Below are 18,688 nucleotides of genomic sequence, written 5' to 3'. Positions count from 1 at the left end.
ATCAATTTTACAATACAAAAACATATTTAAATGACAGAAGGGAATTTTACAGATTATGTAAAGATTAGAGTGACATCTGGTAAAGGTGGGCAGGGATCCGCACATTTACGCAGGGAAAAATATGTAGCTTATGGTGGGCCAGATGGTGGAGATGGTGGTCGTGGAGGTCATGTAATAATTCAGGGAGATAAAAATCTTTGGACACTTTTTCATTTTAAATTTAAAAGAGTGTACCAAGCAGGGCATGGAGAACATGGGAGTAAACAAACCAGTACAGGTGCCGATGGAGCAGACGTTTATATGAAAGTTCCTCTGGGGACTCAAGTAAAGGATGCCGAAACTAATGAGGTTTTGTTTGAAATTACCGAAGATGGGGAAGAAAGAATCATCGCTAAAGGTGGAAAAGGTGGTTTAGGTAATAATCATTTTAAATCGGCTACCAATCAAACCCCTCGATATGCTCAAACGGGCTTGCCTGGAGAAGAGCGAGAAATTTTATTAGAGCTAAAATTATTAGCCGATGTTGGTTTAGTTGGTTTTCCAAATGCAGGAAAATCTACCTTACTTTCTGTAATTACTTCAGCAAAACCAAAAATTGCAGACTATGAGTTTACCACGCTAAAACCTAATTTAGGAATTGTTCAGTACAGAGATTTTAGGACTTTTGTAATGGCAGATATCCCTGGAATTATAGAAGGAGCTTCCGAAGGAAAAGGTTTAGGGTATTACTTTTTAAGGCATATTGAGCGGAATTCAACCTTGTTATTCTTGGTTCCAGCAGATGCAAAAGATATCTATAAAGAATATGAAATTCTTTTAAACGAACTTCAAAAATACAATCCAGAATTACTAGATAAGGAACGTTTGGTAGCTATTTCAAAATCGGATATGTTAGACGATGAGTTAAAATCCGAAATGAAAATAGAACTCGATAAAAATTTTAAAGAAATAGATTATATGTTTATTTCTTCTGTAGCTCAACAAGGGATTCAGCAATTAAAAGATAAATTGTGGATTATGTTGAATAAAAATGAAGAAGACTAGATACAAGTTTTTTTTGCTTAATTTTAGCAAAAAAGAAGGCTATGTATTCCAAATCTTTAGGATTTTTTTGTTGCTTGATCTTGTGTGCTTGTGGAAGCGTTCAAGTAGCGTATGATTACGATAAGAAAAAAGATTTTTCCAATTATAAAAGCTACGATTATTACCCAGAAATGGAAAGTGGCTTAAGCGATCTAGATAATAAACGACTGTTTAGACATATAGATAGTTTATTGCAAACACGCGGTTTTGAGTATTCTACAACGCCAGATATTTATATCAATATTAAAACTTCAACCCGACCAAAACCTAGCAATAGTTCGGTAGGAATTGGGATTGGAGGTACAGGAAGAAATATTGGTGGAGGCGTTTCTGTAGGACTTCCCGTTGGCGGTGCCGAGCAGTATAGAGAAATTATATTTGATATAGTAGATGCCACTGAAGACGAGTTAATTTGGCAAGCAGTAAGTGAAGGAACTATTTCTGAACAAATGACTCCAGAAATACGTGATGCCAAACTAAAAGCAGTTGTAGATAAAGTGTTTTCTAATTATCCTCCACAGTAATAATTTCTTCCAAATGATTGTTAACAATAAATCCTTAGGACTACTTTTTTTATTGATTGGATTTATTGTTTCTGCTCAGCAGTCGAGTTTAGAGAAGGCAAATTCTTTTATAAAGTCTAATAAAATTGCTCAAGCAAAAGAAGTATTGCTTTTAGCTTCCCAAAAAAATCCAGACCCGAAAATAATAGAGCGTTTAGGCGATGTCTATGGAATTGAAAAAGATTGGGATGCTGCAGCAAAGTATTATAAGATTTTAGTTGATAAAGATCCTAAAAATGCCAACTACCATTTTAAGTATGGCGGTGTTTTAGGGATGATTTCTTTGGAAAGTAAAATAAGAGCGTTAACACTTCTTGATGATGTAAAGGAGCATTTTAAGATTGCTTGTGCGTTGGATGAAGAGCACCTTGATGTGCGTTGGGCTTCTATAGATTTATACCTTAAGCTTCCAGGAATATTAGGCGGGAGTAATAATAAGGCGTATCAATATTCTGAAGAATTATCTGCAATTGCTCCTATAGAAGGCTATTTATCTAAAGGCTTTATTGAAGCTGAACGGAATAATGAAAAATTGGCTACAACTTATTATCAAAGAGCTTTGGATGTGGTGGCAAAAAATAGTTTTCCTGATAAAAATTATAGAAGAAAAGATATTCATTATCAAATAGGAGATATTGCTTATCAATATAAGTATCAAATAAAAACTGGAATTGATCATATGTTGGTATATAAAAATCTTCATACCCCAGAAAGTATAATTCCGTTAGAAGATGTTTATTATAGGTTGGCTGTGCTGTACCGTTACCAAAAAAATAAGGACAAAGCCAATTATTATATTGAAGAAGCCATAGTGCGAAACCCAAATTCAAAAGATTTTATTTCAGAAAATAAAAAAATTAAAGCCCTGTAATTTTTAAGCTGATTTATATTTTTACTCGGATATTAATGGTTTTAAATGAATTAATATATTCTGCTGAAGGTTTGTCTATAGCAAATTGTCCTTTTATCTTTACAGTCTGAATACGATTTAAAAATTACTACATTGAAAATACATTTCATTGCCATTGGTGGAAGTGCTATGCACAACTTGGCACTTGCTTTACATAACAAAGGATATAAAATAACTGGAAGTGACGATGTTATTTTTGAACCTTCCAAATCTCGTTTGGAGGCTAAAGATTTATGTCCAGAAAGTTTTGGTTGGTTTCCAGAAAAAATTACAGCAGATTTAGATGCTGTAATTCTTGGAATGCATGCAAAAGCAGACAATCCAGAGCTGAAGAAAGCAAAGGAAATGGGATTGAAAATATATTCGTATCCAGAATTTATTTACGAGCAGAGTAAATACAAAACCCGAGTTGTAATAGGTGGGAGTCACGGAAAAACCACTATAACTTCTATGATTTTGCATGTGTTGCATTATCATGATATTGATGTAGATTACATGGTAGGAGCTCAACTTGAAGGTTTTGATACCATGGTGAAACTTACCGAAGAAAATGATTTTATTGTATTAGAAGGAGATGAGTATTTGTCTTCTCCAATAGATAGGCGACCAAAATTTCATCTTTATCAACCAAATATAGCGTTGTTAAGCGGGATTGCTTGGGACCATATTAATGTGTTTCCAACTTTTGAGAATTATGTAGAGCAGTTTAAAATTTTTGTTGATTCAATTGTTGAAGGGGGAAGTATTACCTATAATGAAGAAGACGCTGAGGTGGTAAACGTAGTGGAAGCTTCTGAAAATCAAATTCGAAAAATTCCATATTCTACTCCAGAGTTTACTGTTGAAGACGGTGTAACCTATTTAGAAACTCCAGAAGGCGCTATGCCGATTGAGGTTTTTGGAAGGCATAATTTAAATAATTTGGCAGGAGCCAAATGGCTTTGTCAGCACATGGGGGTAGATGAAGACGATTTTTATGAGGCTATTGCAAGTTTTAAAGGAGCGTTTAAACGTTTAGATAAATTAGCAGAAAAAGGAGACAGTGTTATTTATAAGGATTTTGCCCATGCTCCAAGTAAGGTTGCGGCTACTTTAACTGCTGTTAAAGAGCAATTTCCAGAGAGAAAAGTGGTTGCTTGTTTAGAGTTACATACTTACAGTAGCTTAAATGCAACATTTTTAAAAGAATATAAAAATACACTTGATAATGCAGATATAGCAGTGGTGTTTTTCTCCCCAGAAGCTGTTAAAATTAAACAATTAGAAGAAGTTTCTGCGTCTCAAATTGAAGAGGCTTTTAACCGAGAAGATTTAATTGTCTACACAAATCCTGCTAGTTTTAAAGAGTATTTATTTAATCTGAAATTAGAAAATTCAGCTTTATTGCTAATGAGTAGCGGGAATTATGGAGGTCTTGATTTAGAAGAAGTTAAGGCTTTAGTACATCCGCTTTAGCTTCTAAAACTTATTATACACCACGAATACACGAATATATATTGGTTTGCATTTTAAAATCATATGTGTATTCGTGGCAAAACAGACTTTCAGACTATATCAAACCTATGGACTTTGAGTCCATAGTGGTTTAGTTTATAGTATTATTATTCATTATAAATTACATTTTTGAGATAATTTACTATATTTAATTCATGAAAGAAAAACCCTCTTCCTTTTCGATTAAAAACTGGAGTGTAGACGATCGACCTAGAGAGAAGTTGCTCTCTAAAGGACGGCAAGCACTATCCGATGCCGAGTTGATAGCTATATTAATAGGAAGCGGAAGTAGAGATGAGAGTGCAGTACAGTTGTCCAAGAGAATTTTAGCTTCGGTAGCTAATAATTTAAATCAATTAGGTCGGTTAAATGTTAATCAGCTTATGAAATTTAAAGGAATAGGAGAGGCCAAAGCTGTAAGTATTGTTGCATGTTTGGAATTAGGAAGGAGAAGGAGGGGAGAAGAGGTACAAGAAATTAAAAAGATTAAAAGCAGTAAACATGTTTTTGAATTAATGCAACCCAAAATAGGAGAGCTTCAACATGAAGAATTCTGGATTTTATATTTAAATAATTCAAACGCTATAATTCAAACATTGCAGTTAAGTAAAGGTGGAATTACTGGAACTTTAGTGGATGTGAGGCTCACTCTTAAAAAAGCTTTGGAACTTAATGCTACCGCTTTGATATTGGTTCATAATCATCCGTCGGGAACGTTAATAGCTAGTGAAGCAGATAAAGAAATTACTAATAAAATAAAAAATGCGGGTGCAGGAATGGATATTAAGCTCTTAGACCATCTTATTGTAACTGAAAAATCTTACTTTAGCTTTGCAGACGAAGGACTTTTATAAAAATGCTACTAGTTTACACCTACAAAGTTACACCGAGATTGACTTATATTATGAGGCACATTTTTACAAAAATGTTGTTGATAGATATAAGTATCACAACCAAAGTGGAAGATTTTATAGCCCACAAAGGGCCTAAGATTACGTATACAAAACAACCACTACAAAGCGAATTTTTTATTAAAAGTCATGAGTTATTATTCGATCAAGGAATCTCTGACGTGGAAATTAACATCCATAAATGGGATGGAATTCCGAGTTTCTTTCCTACAAATGACAAGTGTGCAATTCCATTTGATATTTTTGCAGCGAGTTTTTATTTGTTAAGTAGGTACGAAGAGTATTTGCCGCATGTAAAAGATGAGCACGGAAGGTTTCCGGTGGAGGAAAGTTTGGCTTTTCAGCAAGGATTTTTAGAAATTCCAGTAGTAGATTTGTGGGTTAAGAAATTAAAAGAAGCCCTTCAAGAGAAATTCCCAGAAATTAATTTCCCTAAAAAAAGCTATAACCAAACCTCTATAATGGATATTGCGGTTGCATATGCCTATTTAAAAAAGGGATTTGTAAGAACAATGGGAGGAACATTGTTGGATCTTTTAAACCTTAGATTAAAAAAGCTAGTGGAAAGATATTTGGTGCTTTTGCGTTTCCGAAGAGATCCATATGATTTCTTTGATGATGTAACCTTACTTCATAAAAAATATAAAGTTCCTGCTATATTTTTCTTTTTAATGGCAGATTATTCTACCTACGATAAAAATATATCTGTTATCAACCCTACGTTTCGGTCTTTGGTAAAATCTGTAGCCGATTATAGTATTGTTTCTTTAATGGCTTCTTACAAATCGTTGTCAGATTTGACAACTTTAAAAAAAGAGCGAAAAAGACTTATAAATTTTATTAACAGACCAGTAAAAAGAGTACGTCAACGCTTTAATAGGTTGAATATTCCAGATGCATATAGACTCATGGTGGATGCTGGTTTTAATGAGGATTATTCCATGGGATACACTGGAAAAACTGGATTTAGAGCAGGTACTTGTAGTCCTTTTTATTTTTACGATATTAGCTTTGAAGAACAAATACCTATTCAGATAAATTCATTTTGTATTCAGTATACAGCCTTATATAAGTTTAAAAATATTTCTCAAGTAGAAGAAAAGATAATAGAACTTTCCAATAGAATTAGAGAAGTTGATGGCGATTTTAATATTGTTTTTTCTAATGAAGTATTAAATCTGAATGAAAGAAATGCCTGGAAAGAATTATATGTTAATTACCTAAAAATGAGTGCTAAAAATGATATTGAAGAATGAAGGGATTACAGATGTTTTCTTTGATTTAGATCACACCTTATGGGATTTTGAAAAGAATTCTGAACTTACTTATAAAAAAATATTTTCTGAAAATAAATTAGAAATCGACCTCGTAGATTTTTTTAAACTATATGTGCCGTATAATATTGAACTTTGGAAACTTTATCAAGAAGATAAAATCTCCAAAGAAGATTTGCGTTACAAGCGTTTAAAAACAATTTTTGACCAATTGAATATAAAAGTTGATGAGGAGATGATTCATAAACTCAGCGACGATTATATTGAAAACTTAGCAACATTTAATCACCTTTTTGTAGATACTATAGAGATCTTAGATTATTTAAAGCCTAACTATAAACTACATATTATAACTAACGGGTTTGCTGAAGTGCAGCTAAAAAAACTCAAAAATTCTAAAATTGATCATTATTTTCAAGTAATTATGGATTCTGAAACTGCTGGCGTAAAAAAGCCTAATGCCATAATATTTGAGAAAGCATTGGAGCAAGCAAATGCAAAGCCCGAAGTTTCTGTAATGATTGGCGATAGTTATGAAGCAGATATTTTAGGAGCTAAAAATATAGGAATGCATACTCTTTTTTATACTCCAAAAGAAGATTATGTAAAAGTTAAGTCTCATAAAATTAACAAATTAAAGCAAATAAAAAACTATCTTTAAAGGGCAATAGTTTCTTGTTTATTTCGTTTTAATTAAATGCTACTACTAACCAAAAAATATAGCCCTTATTTTTTATTTATCCTTAGTAGCTTTTTTATGCTTTCTTGTGTTAAAGATGTAGATTTTGATCAGGCTGAAACTTTAAAAATAGAATCTGTTGTAGACGTAAGTTTACTTTATTTTGATTTGCAGGCTTCACAAGTTGGGTTTATACCTAACAATGATGTAAATCCATATAGTGTTCAGGACACTACCAAATTAGAAATATTCTCAAAGCCTTTTTTGGAGGAAAATTTAAAGGAAGCTACATTTGATTTTGAGTTTTTAAATTCTATTCCGCGTATTTTTAATGCTAAAATTGTGTTGTATGATAATGCATACAATGAATTGGACGAAATAGAAATTTTAGTGGATTCACCAAAAATAACAAATACTACATCTTATAATGAAACAGAAATCCAAAAGATAAAAAATATGGCGTATATGGGAATTGAGTTAATGCTCATGCCTGGAGCTCCTATGCTCGACCCAAACTCAAGTGGAGAGTTATTGTTAAAATCTTCTGGAACCTTTTTTATGTCTATAGATGCGGATTAATCAGGTAATACTATACCTGTTATTATTTTTAGGCGTTTTTATAAATGCTCAGAACAAGCAATTACTTTATAATTTTACAGACATTCCGCAGTCTTTAATGGTGAATCCTGGGGCTACTATTCAAAATAGAGCCTATTTTGGAATTCCTGCATTGTCTGGGATTTATGCAAATGTTGGGACTAGTGAGATTTCTCTTTATGACCTTTTTTCTGATGATGGAGTTGACTTCAATGCCAAAGTTCGGAATGCTGTGTATAGCTTAAATAATAACGATATTCAACGTGTAAATGAACAAGTTGAAATTTTAAATGTAGGTTTTAAAATAGGAGGTTTATTCAGTAAAAACTATGTGAGTTTTGGAGTTTATCAAGAGTTAAATGTATTTAATTATTGGCCAGAAGACCTCGCTATTTTGGCTTATGAAGGAAATTCTACAAATATTGGTCGCCCTTTTAATTTATCTCATTTAAATGTTAAAGGAGAATTATTAACTGTTTTCCATATAGGTTTTCATAGAAAAGTGAATGAACATTTTAGCTACGGTATACGAGGGAAATTATATTCAGGAATTATAGATATTTCTTCCACTAAAAATAGCGGGTACTTTGTTACTTCAGAAGGAACAAATAATATTTACACACACACCTTGCTTTCCGATGTAAAGGTGCAAACATCGGGTTATTCAGGGTTGCGCGAGGAAGATGTAGACGGTGCCGCCGATGTTTTGAATATTTTAAAAAACAGAGCGCTGCTCGGTGGGAATATAGGTTTAGGGGTTGATTTTGGGATAACATATACACCGAGTGATCAATGGACGCATACAGCCAGTATTCAAGATTTAGGTTATATAGCGCAAAAGAAAGATGTGGAAACCTACACCTTAAAAGGGGCTTATTCTTTGGAAGGAATAAACCTACCATTTGATGCTATTATAACAGGAGGCGGCTTGTCTGATAATTGGCAAGAATTGATTGATGAAATAGAAGCAGCCTTTCCCCGAGATACAATTTATAATTCATATACCACAATGCGTCCAGTAAAGTTCAATGCCGCTACTATGTATAATTTTGGTGCTAAAAGAAGAAGCAATGACTGTAATTGTACTTCAGGGAAAAACGATTATGTAAATTCTGTAGGATTGCAGCTTTTTGCTGAAAGTCATTCTAGATACCCTCAAGCTGCGCTTACAGCCTTTTATTACAGAAAATTAGGCAGTGCTTTACGTGTAAAAACAACTTACACCGTTGATAAATTTTCGAAAACCAACATCGGACTTGGATTATCAACACATTTTGCTAACTTTAACTTCTATTTACTAGCTGATAATTTGCTGGAATATTATAATTTAGCGGATGCTAATAATGCATCTTTACAGTTTGGATTTAATTATATATTTCCGATTAAAGATTAACGAATTCAAGGGAATGTCCACTATATAATTTGCTAAAGGAAGAATTATAGGGATGTTTTATTTGACAACATAAAACAAATATAAACACATGAAAAAATTATTATTTCTGGGATTGTTTTTAATAGCAATTTCTATGTCTGCTCAAGAAAATGTAAACAATTATAAATATATAATAGTTCCTAAAAAGTTCGATTTCTTAAAAGAAGAGAATCAATATAGAGTAAATACATTTACTAAATTTTTATTCGAAAAACAAGGCTTTACTGCAATATATGATGATCAAAAGCCAGCCGATCTTCAGGCGAATCCTTGTTTGGGACTAAAAGCAAATATTCTTGATAATTCAAATTTGTTTACCACAAAACTTAATGTTACTCTAGAAAATTGCCAAGGAACTATAGTTTATACATCGGATGAAGGAAAGAGTAAAGAAAAGGATTACGAAAAAGCATACCAAGAAGCTATAGAAAATGCTTTTGTGTCTGTAAGAGGGTTAAATTATAAATATGAGCCTGTTGCTAACACACAAGTACAAATGCCAACTCAAGTTGCAACAGTTCCTGCGGCCGCGGCTACTACCTCTGTGGCGGTGGCTTCTTCGAGTGTAAATTCTACTGTAAATCAGGCTCAAGAGCAAGTTACTCCAGTAGCTGCAACTACTGTAGATACAGATGCTAAAACCTTATTTGCACAACCAACTGCAACAGGATTTCAATTAGTAGATATGACTCCAAAAGTTGTTTTTAAAATTACTAAAACAACGCAACCTAACTATTATCTTATTAAAGATAAGAACGGATTTCTTTATCAAAAAGATGGAAAGTGGATTGCAGAATATTATGAAGGGGATGTACTAAAACAAGAAACTTTAAATATTAAGTTTTAGTCTTTCTGCAAATTGTTTTATGTAATATAAATTTTAGCCACAAATTCACGAATAAATAATTCCTTTCTCTTGAAGGAATTATTTTATGGATAGGGATAAGAGAAATATTTGTGAATTCGTGGCAAACGAACTTTGTTTTTCGAGTGTTGTGTTTTATATATAAAATGTTGTATTGGCTCAGCCTTACAAACGCAATACCAAAAAGTAAATACAGCATATCCCTAGTTACTATAGTTTTTAAAATTTTAGCCACAAATTCACGAATAAATCATTGCCTTCTCTTGAAGGAGTTATTTTATGGATAGGGATTAGAGAAATATTTGTGAATTCGTGGCAAACGAACTTTGTTTTTCGAGTGTTGTGTTATATATAAAATGTTGTATTGGTTCAGCCTGACAAACGCAATACCCAAAAGTAAGTACAACATATCTCTAGCAATTATAGTTTTTAAAATTTTAGCCACAAATTCACGGATAAATCACTGACTTCTCTTGAAGGAGTTATTTTATGGATAGGGATTAGAGAAACATTTGTGAATTCGTGGCAAATAGACTTTCAGTTAAATAGAAATTTGTGCTTCTTTACATAAAAGTTTAGTCTGTTTTTAATAATTGTATTTTCCGGACCATCTGTTTTTTAAGAATTCTTTCAAGGCATTTTCTCTTTGATTATTTCCTGGAGTATAAAAAATATTGTTTTCTAAGGAATTTGGAAGAAACTCTTGCTTTACAAAATTATTAGGGTAGGAGTGAGAATACTTGTAGTCTTCTCCGTAGCCTAAATCTTTCATTAATTTTGTAGGTGCATTTCGTAAATGTATCGGCACCGATAAGTCGCCAGTTTGTTTTACAACCGAAATAGCCTTATTAATAGCTTCGTAAGAAGCATTACTTTTTGCGGAAGTAGCCAAATAAATAGCACACTGACTTAAAATTATACGAGCTTCTGGATATCCAATAGTAGTAACACTTTGGAAAGTATTGTTTGCAATAACTAGGGCTGTAGGATTTGCGTTTCCAATATCTTCGGAGGCAGAAATAATCATTCTCCGAGCAATAAATTTAACATCTTCTCCACCTTCAATCATTCTGGCAAGCCAATATACCGCACCGTTTGGGTCGCTTCCTCTAATAGATTTTATAAAAGCTGAAATAATATCATAGTGTTGCTCGCCAGTTTTGTCGTATAAAACAGTGTTTTTCTGCACTTTCTTCATTACCAAATCGTTTGTAATAACAACGGTATCGGTAGCTTCAGAATTTATAACTAGCTCAAAGATATTGAGTAGTTTTCTTCCGTCTCCGCCAGAAAGACGGAGTAAGGCCTCTGTTTCTTTTAATTCAATATTTTTTTTTGAAAGAAGAGAATCTTCTTTCAATGCACGATGTAATAATGCTTCTAAATCATTTTTATCAAAGGCATTTAAAATGTAAACCTGACATCTAGAAAGTAGGGCAGGAATAACCTCAAAACTCGGATTTTCTGTAGTAGCACCAACCAAGGTAATCCAACCTTTTTCTACAGCAGCTAAAAGAGAATCTTGTTGCGATTTACTAAATCTATGGATCTCGTCAATAAATAAAATAGGATTTTTAGCAGTAAAGAGTCCACCGCTTTGCTTTGCCTTTTCAATAACTTCCCTAATGTCTTTAACCCCACTGTTAATGGCACTTAAAGTATAAAACGGACGCTTGCTTTCATTGGCTATAATGTTTGCTAATGTTGTTTTTCCAGTCCCTGGAGGTCCCCATAAAATTAAGGACGGGATGGTTCCTCTTTTTATTTGAGCCGTTAAAGAGCCATCATCTCCAATAAGATGTTTTTGACTTATGTATTGCTCTAAGTTTTTAGGACGGATACGTTCTGCTAAAGGTTCATTCATGCCTCAAAATTACAAAATTTATACTGCTCAATTGTTCAATTTTATGCCAGATTGTTTTTTCTTTCTTCTGACAAATTATCAGTACTTTTAGTTTGGAGTTAATTTTGATGAAGCCTTACTATGCAAAAAAACGATTCTTTAGATTTTTCTCTTTGGATGCTTATCTATCCATTGTTTTTTGGACTGACTATCTGGACTGTATATTGGTTTGAGCTAACTTTTGGTCATGATTTTAAAGAATTTGGTATCTATCCTCGCACTTTTAGTGGTTTAAAAGGTGTTATATGTAGTCCTTTTATACACAGTAACGTAGAACATTTATATAGCAATACGCTCCCGTTAATGTTTTTGAGCGCTGCTCTATTTTATTTTTATAATAAGATTAGTTGGAAAGTATTAGTGTTAGGAATCTTATTTAGCGGTTTTTTTACCTGGTTAATAGGTCGTCCAGCCTACCATATAGGTGCTAGCGGACTTATATATGTATTAGTTAGTTTTATATTTTTTAAAGGTGTTTTTACTAAAAATAGACGCTTAGTAGCACTTTCCTTAGTTACTGTTTTTGTCTACGGAAGTATGTTTTGGTTTATTTTTCCAGTCGAAAATAAAATTTCTTGGGAAGGACATCTATCAGGGTTTATAGTTGGGCTTGTATTGGCATTGGTTTTTAAAACTGAAGTGCTTCGGAAAGAAAAATATGAATGGGAGCGCCCAGATTATAATGAAGCAGAAGATCCTTTTTTACAACATTTTGATGAAAATGGAAATTTTATTGAAAAACTCCCAGAAGAAGATACCTCTGAAGCAGAAATGCATCCACTAGAAATAAAATACCATTATTACGAAACTAAAAGAAATCCTTCATCTGGAGAAAAAGCCTAGAAATAGTTATTCGAGTAAAAATACAAGATCGCTTTGCAATAAGAAAAAAGAACAAAGACTAAATTTTAACTATCATAAAGTAAGTAGTTAAAAGAAATAGAAAATCTGCTAAATAATATTGCATTCTTTTTTCTCGTAGCGCAGCGACGCAGCGTTTCGGTTAAGGTTTTTCGACCCCGTTGTTAAAAAAATTCATTGGAGAAGGCGCCTTTTTCTTTGTTTCGTTTCTTTTGGGCGAGCAAAAGAAATGAAAAACATGAAGTCACTACATTTTGAATTGATATTGAAGCCAGCAAATAATCAACGTAATTTTAAACTAGAGCCTTATGTTTTTGTAAGTATTTTTTCACATAAATCAGGGATTATGTCTTTGTTCTCGTAGCGTAGCGGTCTAATATCTTTTTTTGAGGGGGAATTAATTTTACATTCGTTGCCTAACAACTTCATATAAAAAAGCACCACAAGCTACCGATACATTTAAAGACTGGATTTCTCCCAATAATGGAAGCTTCGCTTTTTGATCTACAACCTTCAAGATGGAAGGGGAAATTCCTACATCTTCAGATCCCATAATGATTGCTGTAGGTAATGTAAAATCGGCATCGTATAAGGTGTTTTCGGTTTTTTCAGTAGCAGCAACCACTTGAATTCCGGAAGCTTGCATATGGAAAACAGCATCTTTTATATGGTCAACTTTACAAATAGGAACTTTAAAAGCAGCACCAGCCGAAGTTTTTACAGTATCTGCAGTTACAGGAGCAGCTCCTTTTTTCTGAATAATGATTCCGCTTACGCCTGTGCATTCTGCAGTTCTAATAATTGCTCCAAAATTTCGGACATCAGATAGTTGGTCTAATAGCAAAAATAGTGGCTTAGCTTCAGATTCCAATACATTAGAAATAAGGGTTTCTATTACGTGAAACTCTATTGGAGAAATATTTGCAACTACCCCTTGATGGTTATTTTTTGTGAGTCTATTTAGCTTTTCAACCGGAACATAAGAAGTGTTTATTTGTTCTTTTCTTAAAAGGGTATCAAGCTCTTGAAATAAGCTTCCCTTTAAGCCTTTTTGAATAAATACTTTGTCAATAGTTTTTCCTGCTTGAACCGCTTCAATAATAGCTCTGATTCCAAATATTTGGTAGTTGTTTTCCATGTTGCAAAAGTACATGAATTTTTTTATTGAATGCTTAGGAGTTAACCCAATTAAATAAAATCTTCTGCTTTATTGAAGTAAAATTAAAATTTATACTTTTTGGAATTGAATTATAGTTCTACAGAAGAATGGGGTATAAAAAAACCACCTCGAAGGGAGGTGGTTTATTGTTTTATAATATCAATAATTTATTAGTTGATATTAGGGTTGTTTTGGATTTCCAATTGAGGGATTTCAAGGGTTAATCTATCATCATCATATGAAAACGATTGCCCTGGAAACGATAAGTGGTTAGGACCTCTAGTAATAGTTGCTTTATTACGTTTCATAGCTAAATAACTTTTACCTTCTCCCCAAAGTTCAATTCTAGTTTGTAGGTAAATTTCATCTAACAATGCTTGTCCAGATAATGCATCAACATATGAAGCATCCTCAACTCTTTCGTTAAGAAGTACTTTTAACATTGTGATAGCGTTTCCTTCATCTCCTGTTTTTGCAGAAGCTTCAGCGTTTAATAAGTACATTTCAGCAATTCTCATGTAAACATAATCTGTTTCGATGTAACGTTGCCCTTGGATTTCTCTAGCTGGATCATAAAATTTACCAGTAGGAGCTTTTTGTCCAATTTCATATACATCTGTAAATTGTTCTCTACGAATATCATCCTCGCGCATTGCGTCGTAAAGGTCATCGTCAATAGACTTTACATCTCCAACAGATGCATAGCTATAGGTGTAAACATCAACCTGTCCCCACCAAGAAACAAGATCAAGACCATTATCAAGAGTTAAATCCATACCCCACATCCAACCTGGTTGTGTAATGTTGTTGAATCCTCCTAAAGCCTCTTCTGCAGTAGCGATAGGGAACTTTCCTGTGTCGATAATTTCTTTAGTGATTGTTTTTACTTTATCATTATCACCTATTGCGGCATAAGCATATGCTAGTAACCCTTTAGCAATATCCTGATCGATTTCACTTTTATCGGTACGAGAAAAAGTGCTTAATAGGCTAACAGCATCTTCTAAATCACTTATAACTAAATCATATACATCCGATGCTGGGGAAAGCGGTTGGTTTGGTGCTTCTGTATCCGTATAAATTGGTAGAATTGGAGTGGAAGCCTCATACCCTTCAGAATATAAGTTTGCTAAATAAAAGTATGCATAAGCACGCATAGCTTTGGCTTGTCCCATAAAGTGTTTTGCTTCATCAGTTTCTGGAACAACATCGTTTCCTCCAAAAGCAGTAATTACATTATTTGCACCAAAAATAATTCTATAATAATACCTCCAAGGCTTATAATTGTCGGTATCTGTAAAGTCAATTGTTGATTGTAATTGTGCAATACCAGAGTACCAACCGTAATTTAATGCACCTAAAACCATATCTCCAGATAACATATCTGAATAGATATCATATCCTTTTTGACCGAAATCATCATGATCTAGATCTGTTCCGCCAGATCCAGTGGTGTACATTGTTGAGTACAAACCAGCAACATTGGCAGCTTGTAACCCTGGGTTTAATTCAGAAGCATCAGCAATTTGATCTGAAGAGATGAACTCGGTAGGCTCTGTCTCTAAAAAGTCATCGCTACAACTTGCAAGAGTAATCACACCTGCAAGTGCTGTTAAATATATTTTAGATTTCATTTTCATCATTTTTTAATTAAAATTTAGCTCTAATACCAAATGTTACAGTAGATAATGGTGCGTATTGATACCAACCTGTTCCACCGTCTTCACTAGCAGTTGGATTGAATCCGTCACGTTCAGAGAATAAGAATAAGTTGTCTCCACTTATCCAAAATTCCATGTCTGCAAGACCTATTTGATCAATGTAGTTTCTAGGAATTTGGTATCCTAAACGGATATTATTTAAACTTAAGTAATCTGCTTTTGTTAAGAATCTTGTTGAAGCAGAAGCGAAGTTTGTATCTCCATCTGCATTACTAGACAATCTAGGGACATTAGTTATATCACCAGGCTGTTGCCATCTGTCTAAGATATCAACATGATAATTAGCATTACCTATTTGGTCATTGCTCATTAATTGAGAATAAACGAAGTCATAAGAATAACCACCAATACCATATAAGAATTGTGCGCTTAAACTAAATCCTTTGTATCCTGTTGATAATCTGAAGGCTCCACGTACATCTGGAATAGCCGATTTGCCAATGTATTTTTGAGTAGAATTTTGGTAAACGGTAGTAGTCGTTTTCCCAATAGCATTAGCTCTATCCGGATTTGCAGCTAAATAATCAGTCATAGAGTTGATTGTTTCTTCATCTGCTTGTAACTGACCGTCGCCGTTTGCATCATAAAAATATTGATTCCACATTGCAGATCCTGTATCTGGATCAACACCAGCCCATTCTCTCATATAAAAATCGTATATAGAGTGTCCTTGAGATTGTCCAAAATAACCGTCAATATTCAATACTTTTTCTTGCCCTGTAGCAGGATCGATAGGCATCTGTGTTAACTCATTGGTTAATACTTCACCGTTTACGCCAAAGTCTAAGTAAAAATCTTTTGTTTGAACAATATGTGCTTGTACATCAAATTCTAAACCACTGTTTCTTAATTGACCATCGTTTACTTTAATAGTAGCATACCCTAGAGAAGGTCCAACTCTTCTATCAAATATTAAATCGTCTGTATTTTTTACATAGTAATCAACAGCTACGTCAAGGAAGTTTCCAATACCCATTTCAATACCTGTTTGGAACATTTTAGATGTTTCCCAAGTTAAATCTGGATTCCCTTTAGAGTCAAAAGATAATGAAATGTTGCCATTTAAATTGCTAGACTCATATAAGTCGTATCCAGGGTAGAAACCTACACCACCTTGCTCACCAATGATACCGTAACTAGTTTTTACTTTTAGGTTGTTAAATACATTTTGGTTTTGCATGAATTCTTCGTTTGATAAAACCCATGCTGCACCAATAGACCCAAAAGTTCCCCATTTATCGTTTAAGAATCTAGAAGATCCATCTCTACGAATTGTACCAGAAATAAAGTATTTCTTATCAAAGTCATAATTAATCTGACCGAAATAACTTTCTAAAGTATAGTCGTCTGTATATGAAGTTGGAGGATTGGATCCTACTGCATTGTTAAATTCATTTCCATCAGGGTCAACTAAATTAAATTTAGACGCTGAAAGGTATTTACGCTCCCAAGAGTTAGCTTCATGAGCTATTAAAGCTTGAAAACTATGATTACCCCATTTATTTTGGTAACGTAGTAAATTTAAAATATTGTAACTAAAAAATTCAGTTTTAGATTTGAATATAGATCCATTTTGACTAGCACTAGATCCATAAAAAGGGTTTCCTAGACTGTCATAACCACTGTTGTAATACTGAAGTCCTAAACGATTTTCAAATGTTAAATGATCTGAAAATTTAAAATCTAAATTTGCACTACCATTAATTTCATGACGTTTAGTTTTACTAGTGCTATAGTATGAATCTGCAATTGCATTTGTTAATGCTCCAAATCCACGACCATCTTCACCGTAATCATATTGAGGTCCGCCATAGATAGGATCTTGAACGATGTTTCCATTTCCATCTCTTAAAAATAAAGGATATATAGAAGGAATGTTATCTACAAACCAGAATATACTTCCAGAATCTTCCGATTGCCCATTGTTGTTTGCATCTGTAATTGCATATCCTAAATTTACAGATCCAGATAACCAATCGCGTACTTGGTGAGTTAAATTTAAACGAGTTGAGATACGTTCAAAATCTGAATTGATTGAATAACCTTGATCTTTTAAGTATCCAAAAGAAGTATAGTAACTTGTTTTATCATTACCACCACCTATTTTTAAATTTGCTTCGATACGGTTAGCAGGTTGAAACGCATAATCTTCCCAGTTTTCTGGGTTGTATTTTCTTGTAACGTCTTCTCTTACTTGTCTGGTAGCAGGGTCTATTAATTCTCCCCCATCAGCAACATTCCACATATTATAAAATGGAGAAATACCATTGTTACTAAATAAATTAGCATTAGCATAAGCCTCAGGATCAACTCCATTTATATTTCCTTTATTGTAAAGACCTTCCCATGCAAGACCGATGTATTGTTCTGGAGATTCAATGGTTTTAGCACGAGGGATTAAGCTCATGTTTTGGCCAGTTTTAGTTTCTACTTCAATATAAGAATCTTCACCTCTACCATTTTGCGTTGTAATTACAACAACTCCATTTGCCCCTCTTGCACCATAAATAGCAGTTGCAGATGCATCCTTCAAAATAGTGGTAGATTTAATATCTGCTGGATTTATAGAACTAATATTTCCAACATAAGGAACTCCATCAACAATATATAATGGATCTCTATTCCCGTTCACAGAACCATATCCACGAATACGAATTGTAGCCGCTTGACCTGGTTGTCCAGTAGTGTTAATAACTCTTACCCCTGCAGCTTCTCCTGCAAGTGCTTGTGAGATATTAGAGACACTTTTTTTGTCGATTGATTCGGCGTCTATTGTGGTTGCTGTACCAGTAAAAGACTCTTTTGTTGATGTACTATATCCAACAACTATTACTTCTTCTAGAGCTTGGGAATCTTGTTCTAATACAATATTAATTGTGTTGGAGCTACCTACTTTTCTTTCTTCTGTTTTTTGACCAACATAAGAGAAAACCAAGGTGTTTCCTGCTTCACTAGAAATTGAATAATTTCCGTCAAAATCTGTTTGTGTACCTGTTGAAGTCCCCTTAACAGTTACATTTGCTCCTGGCAATGGTAAACCATCTTGGTCTGTTATAACCCCTGTAATGGTTTTTTCTTGCGCAAAAGTAATTTGTACTATTAGCGCAAATATTAGCGCTAAGTACCCATTGTACTTTTTTCTCATTTTAATAAATTATTTGAATTAGCATCTGCGAAAGTGATAATTTAATGTTAATTACACAACTACAGGCGTAGACTGGATTCTACGTAATTTT

General features: G+C 33.5%; 15 protein-coding genes. 11 read left to right on the top strand and 4 right to left on the bottom strand.

What is annotated here, in order from left to right; all coding sequences use genetic code 11:
- Positions 1-30 precede the first annotated feature (30 nt).
- The 10 genes from obgE to JOOMADRAFT_RS11705 all read left to right on the top strand — a co-directional run bounded on the left by obgE (position 31) and on the right by JOOMADRAFT_RS11705 (position 9,790).
- Entirely contained in the window at positions 31-1,044 is a 1,014-nt protein-coding gene (gene obgE, locus JOOMADRAFT_RS11750; protein ID WP_008613638.1) for a GTPase ObgE, read from the top strand.
- Between the two features lie 41 nt (positions 1,045-1,085).
- Positions 1,086-1,607 carry a DUF4136 domain-containing protein gene (locus JOOMADRAFT_RS11745; RefSeq protein ID WP_008613637.1) on the top strand — a complete coding sequence of 174 codons (522 nt, stop codon included), beginning with the start codon at positions 1,086-1,088 and terminating at the stop codon, positions 1,605-1,607.
- A gap of 13 nt (positions 1,608-1,620) precedes the next feature.
- Positions 1,621-2,517 carry a tetratricopeptide repeat protein gene (locus JOOMADRAFT_RS11740; RefSeq protein WP_008613629.1) on the top strand — a complete coding sequence of 299 codons (897 nt, stop codon included), beginning with the start codon at positions 1,621-1,623 and terminating at the stop codon, positions 2,515-2,517.
- Positions 2,518-2,649: 132 nt separating this feature from the next.
- Entirely contained in the window at positions 2,650-4,011 is a 1,362-nt protein-coding gene (locus JOOMADRAFT_RS11735) for a UDP-N-acetylmuramate--L-alanine ligase (RefSeq protein ID WP_008613627.1), read from the top strand.
- A 194-nt stretch (positions 4,012-4,205) separates the two neighbouring features.
- The gene (radC, locus tag JOOMADRAFT_RS11730; protein ID WP_008613625.1) at positions 4,206-4,904 is read left to right on the top strand and encodes a RadC family protein; all 699 of its coding nucleotides are present in this window, start codon (positions 4,206-4,208) and stop codon (positions 4,902-4,904) included.
- A gap of 2 nt (positions 4,905-4,906) precedes the next feature.
- Positions 4,907-6,217: a polysaccharide deacetylase family protein gene (locus JOOMADRAFT_RS11725; protein ID WP_008613623.1), complete on the top strand. Its 1,311-nt coding sequence runs from the start codon at positions 4,907-4,909 to the stop codon at positions 6,215-6,217.
- Entirely contained in the window at positions 6,201-6,896 is a 696-nt protein-coding gene (locus JOOMADRAFT_RS11720) for a YjjG family noncanonical pyrimidine nucleotidase (RefSeq protein WP_008613621.1), read from the top strand. Before JOOMADRAFT_RS11725 ends, JOOMADRAFT_RS11720 begins: the two co-directional genes overlap by 17 nt.
- A 96-nt stretch (positions 6,897-6,992) precedes the next feature.
- Positions 6,993-7,493, top strand: a complete 501-nt coding sequence (locus JOOMADRAFT_RS11715; RefSeq protein WP_040879709.1) for a hypothetical protein — start codon at positions 6,993-6,995, stop codon at positions 7,491-7,493.
- Entirely contained in the window at positions 7,483-8,904 is a 1,422-nt protein-coding gene (locus JOOMADRAFT_RS11710) for a DUF5723 family protein (RefSeq protein ID WP_008613618.1), read from the top strand. Before JOOMADRAFT_RS11715 ends, JOOMADRAFT_RS11710 begins: the two co-directional genes overlap by 11 nt.
- An 88-nt stretch (positions 8,905-8,992) precedes the next feature.
- Positions 8,993-9,790, top strand: coding sequence for a hypothetical protein (locus JOOMADRAFT_RS11705; protein ID WP_008613611.1), 798 nt, complete (start codon positions 8,993-8,995; stop codon positions 9,788-9,790).
- 604 nt (positions 9,791-10,394) lie between these two features.
- On the opposite strand, the gene JOOMADRAFT_RS11700 is transcribed toward JOOMADRAFT_RS11705, so the two are convergent.
- Positions 10,395-11,672: a replication-associated recombination protein A gene (locus JOOMADRAFT_RS11700; protein WP_008613610.1), complete on the bottom strand. Its 1,278-nt coding sequence runs from the start codon at positions 11,670-11,672 to the stop codon at positions 10,395-10,397.
- Between the two features lie 120 nt (positions 11,673-11,792).
- Here JOOMADRAFT_RS11700 and JOOMADRAFT_RS11695 point away from each other — a divergent pair, with 120 nt between their 5' ends.
- Entirely contained in the window at positions 11,793-12,554 is a 762-nt protein-coding gene (locus JOOMADRAFT_RS11695; protein WP_008613609.1) for a rhomboid family intramembrane serine protease, read from the top strand.
- A gap of 421 nt (positions 12,555-12,975) precedes the next feature.
- Here JOOMADRAFT_RS11695 and rlmB read toward each other — a convergent pair whose 3' ends face one another.
- The 3 genes from rlmB to JOOMADRAFT_RS11680 all read right to left on the bottom strand — a co-directional run bounded on the left by rlmB (position 12,976) and on the right by JOOMADRAFT_RS11680 (position 18,597).
- Positions 12,976-13,710: a 23S rRNA (guanosine(2251)-2'-O)-methyltransferase RlmB gene (gene rlmB, locus JOOMADRAFT_RS11690; protein WP_040879707.1), complete on the bottom strand. Its 735-nt coding sequence runs from the start codon at positions 13,708-13,710 to the stop codon at positions 12,976-12,978.
- 191 nt (positions 13,711-13,901) lie between these two features.
- Complete coding sequence (locus JOOMADRAFT_RS11685; protein WP_008613607.1) at positions 13,902-15,365, bottom strand: RagB/SusD family nutrient uptake outer membrane protein; 1,464 nt, start codon at positions 15,363-15,365, stop codon at positions 13,902-13,904.
- Between the two features lie 16 nt (positions 15,366-15,381).
- Complete coding sequence (locus JOOMADRAFT_RS11680) at positions 15,382-18,597, bottom strand: SusC/RagA family TonB-linked outer membrane protein (protein WP_008613606.1); 3,216 nt, start codon at positions 18,595-18,597, stop codon at positions 15,382-15,384.
- Between the last annotated feature and the right edge of the window lie 91 nt (positions 18,598-18,688).

The sequence above is a fragment of the Galbibacter orientalis DSM 19592 genome, from assembly GCF_000260115.1.
Lineage (GTDB): Bacteria > Bacteroidota > Bacteroidia > Flavobacteriales > Flavobacteriaceae > Galbibacter > Galbibacter orientalis.
This window is presented reverse-complemented; position numbering and strand designations above follow the sequence as displayed.

Coding starts and splice junctions, on each gene's coding strand:
- JOOMADRAFT_RS11685 (WP_008613607.1), bottom strand. CDS start 15,365: ATGAAATCTAAAATATATTTAACAGCACTTGCAGGTGTGATTACTCTT.
- JOOMADRAFT_RS11745 (WP_008613637.1), top strand. CDS start 1,086: ATGTATTCCAAATCTTTAGGATTTTTTTGTTGCTTGATCTTGTGTGCT.
- JOOMADRAFT_RS11715 (WP_040879709.1), top strand. CDS start 6,993: ATGCTTTCTTGTGTTAAAGATGTAGATTTTGATCAGGCTGAAACTTTA.
- JOOMADRAFT_RS11680 (WP_008613606.1), bottom strand. CDS start 18,597: ATGAGAAAAAAGTACAATGGGTACTTAGCGCTAATATTTGCGCTAATA.
- radC (WP_008613625.1), top strand. CDS start 4,206: ATGAAAGAAAAACCCTCTTCCTTTTCGATTAAAAACTGGAGTGTAGAC.
- JOOMADRAFT_RS11705 (WP_008613611.1), top strand. CDS start 8,993: ATGAAAAAATTATTATTTCTGGGATTGTTTTTAATAGCAATTTCTATG.
- JOOMADRAFT_RS11740 (WP_008613629.1), top strand. CDS start 1,621: ATGATTGTTAACAATAAATCCTTAGGACTACTTTTTTTATTGATTGGA.
- obgE (WP_008613638.1), top strand. CDS start 31: ATGACAGAAGGGAATTTTACAGATTATGTAAAGATTAGAGTGACATCT.
- rlmB (WP_040879707.1), bottom strand. CDS start 13,710: ATGGAAAACAACTACCAAATATTTGGAATCAGAGCTATTATTGAAGCG.
- JOOMADRAFT_RS11695 (WP_008613609.1), top strand. CDS start 11,793: ATGCAAAAAAACGATTCTTTAGATTTTTCTCTTTGGATGCTTATCTAT.
- JOOMADRAFT_RS11710 (WP_008613618.1), top strand. CDS start 7,483: ATGCGGATTAATCAGGTAATACTATACCTGTTATTATTTTTAGGCGTT.
- JOOMADRAFT_RS11725 (WP_008613623.1), top strand. CDS start 4,907: ATGCTACTAGTTTACACCTACAAAGTTACACCGAGATTGACTTATATT.
- JOOMADRAFT_RS11700 (WP_008613610.1), bottom strand. CDS start 11,672: ATGAATGAACCTTTAGCAGAACGTATCCGTCCTAAAAACTTAGAGCAA.
- JOOMADRAFT_RS11720 (WP_008613621.1), top strand. CDS start 6,201: ATGATATTGAAGAATGAAGGGATTACAGATGTTTTCTTTGATTTAGAT.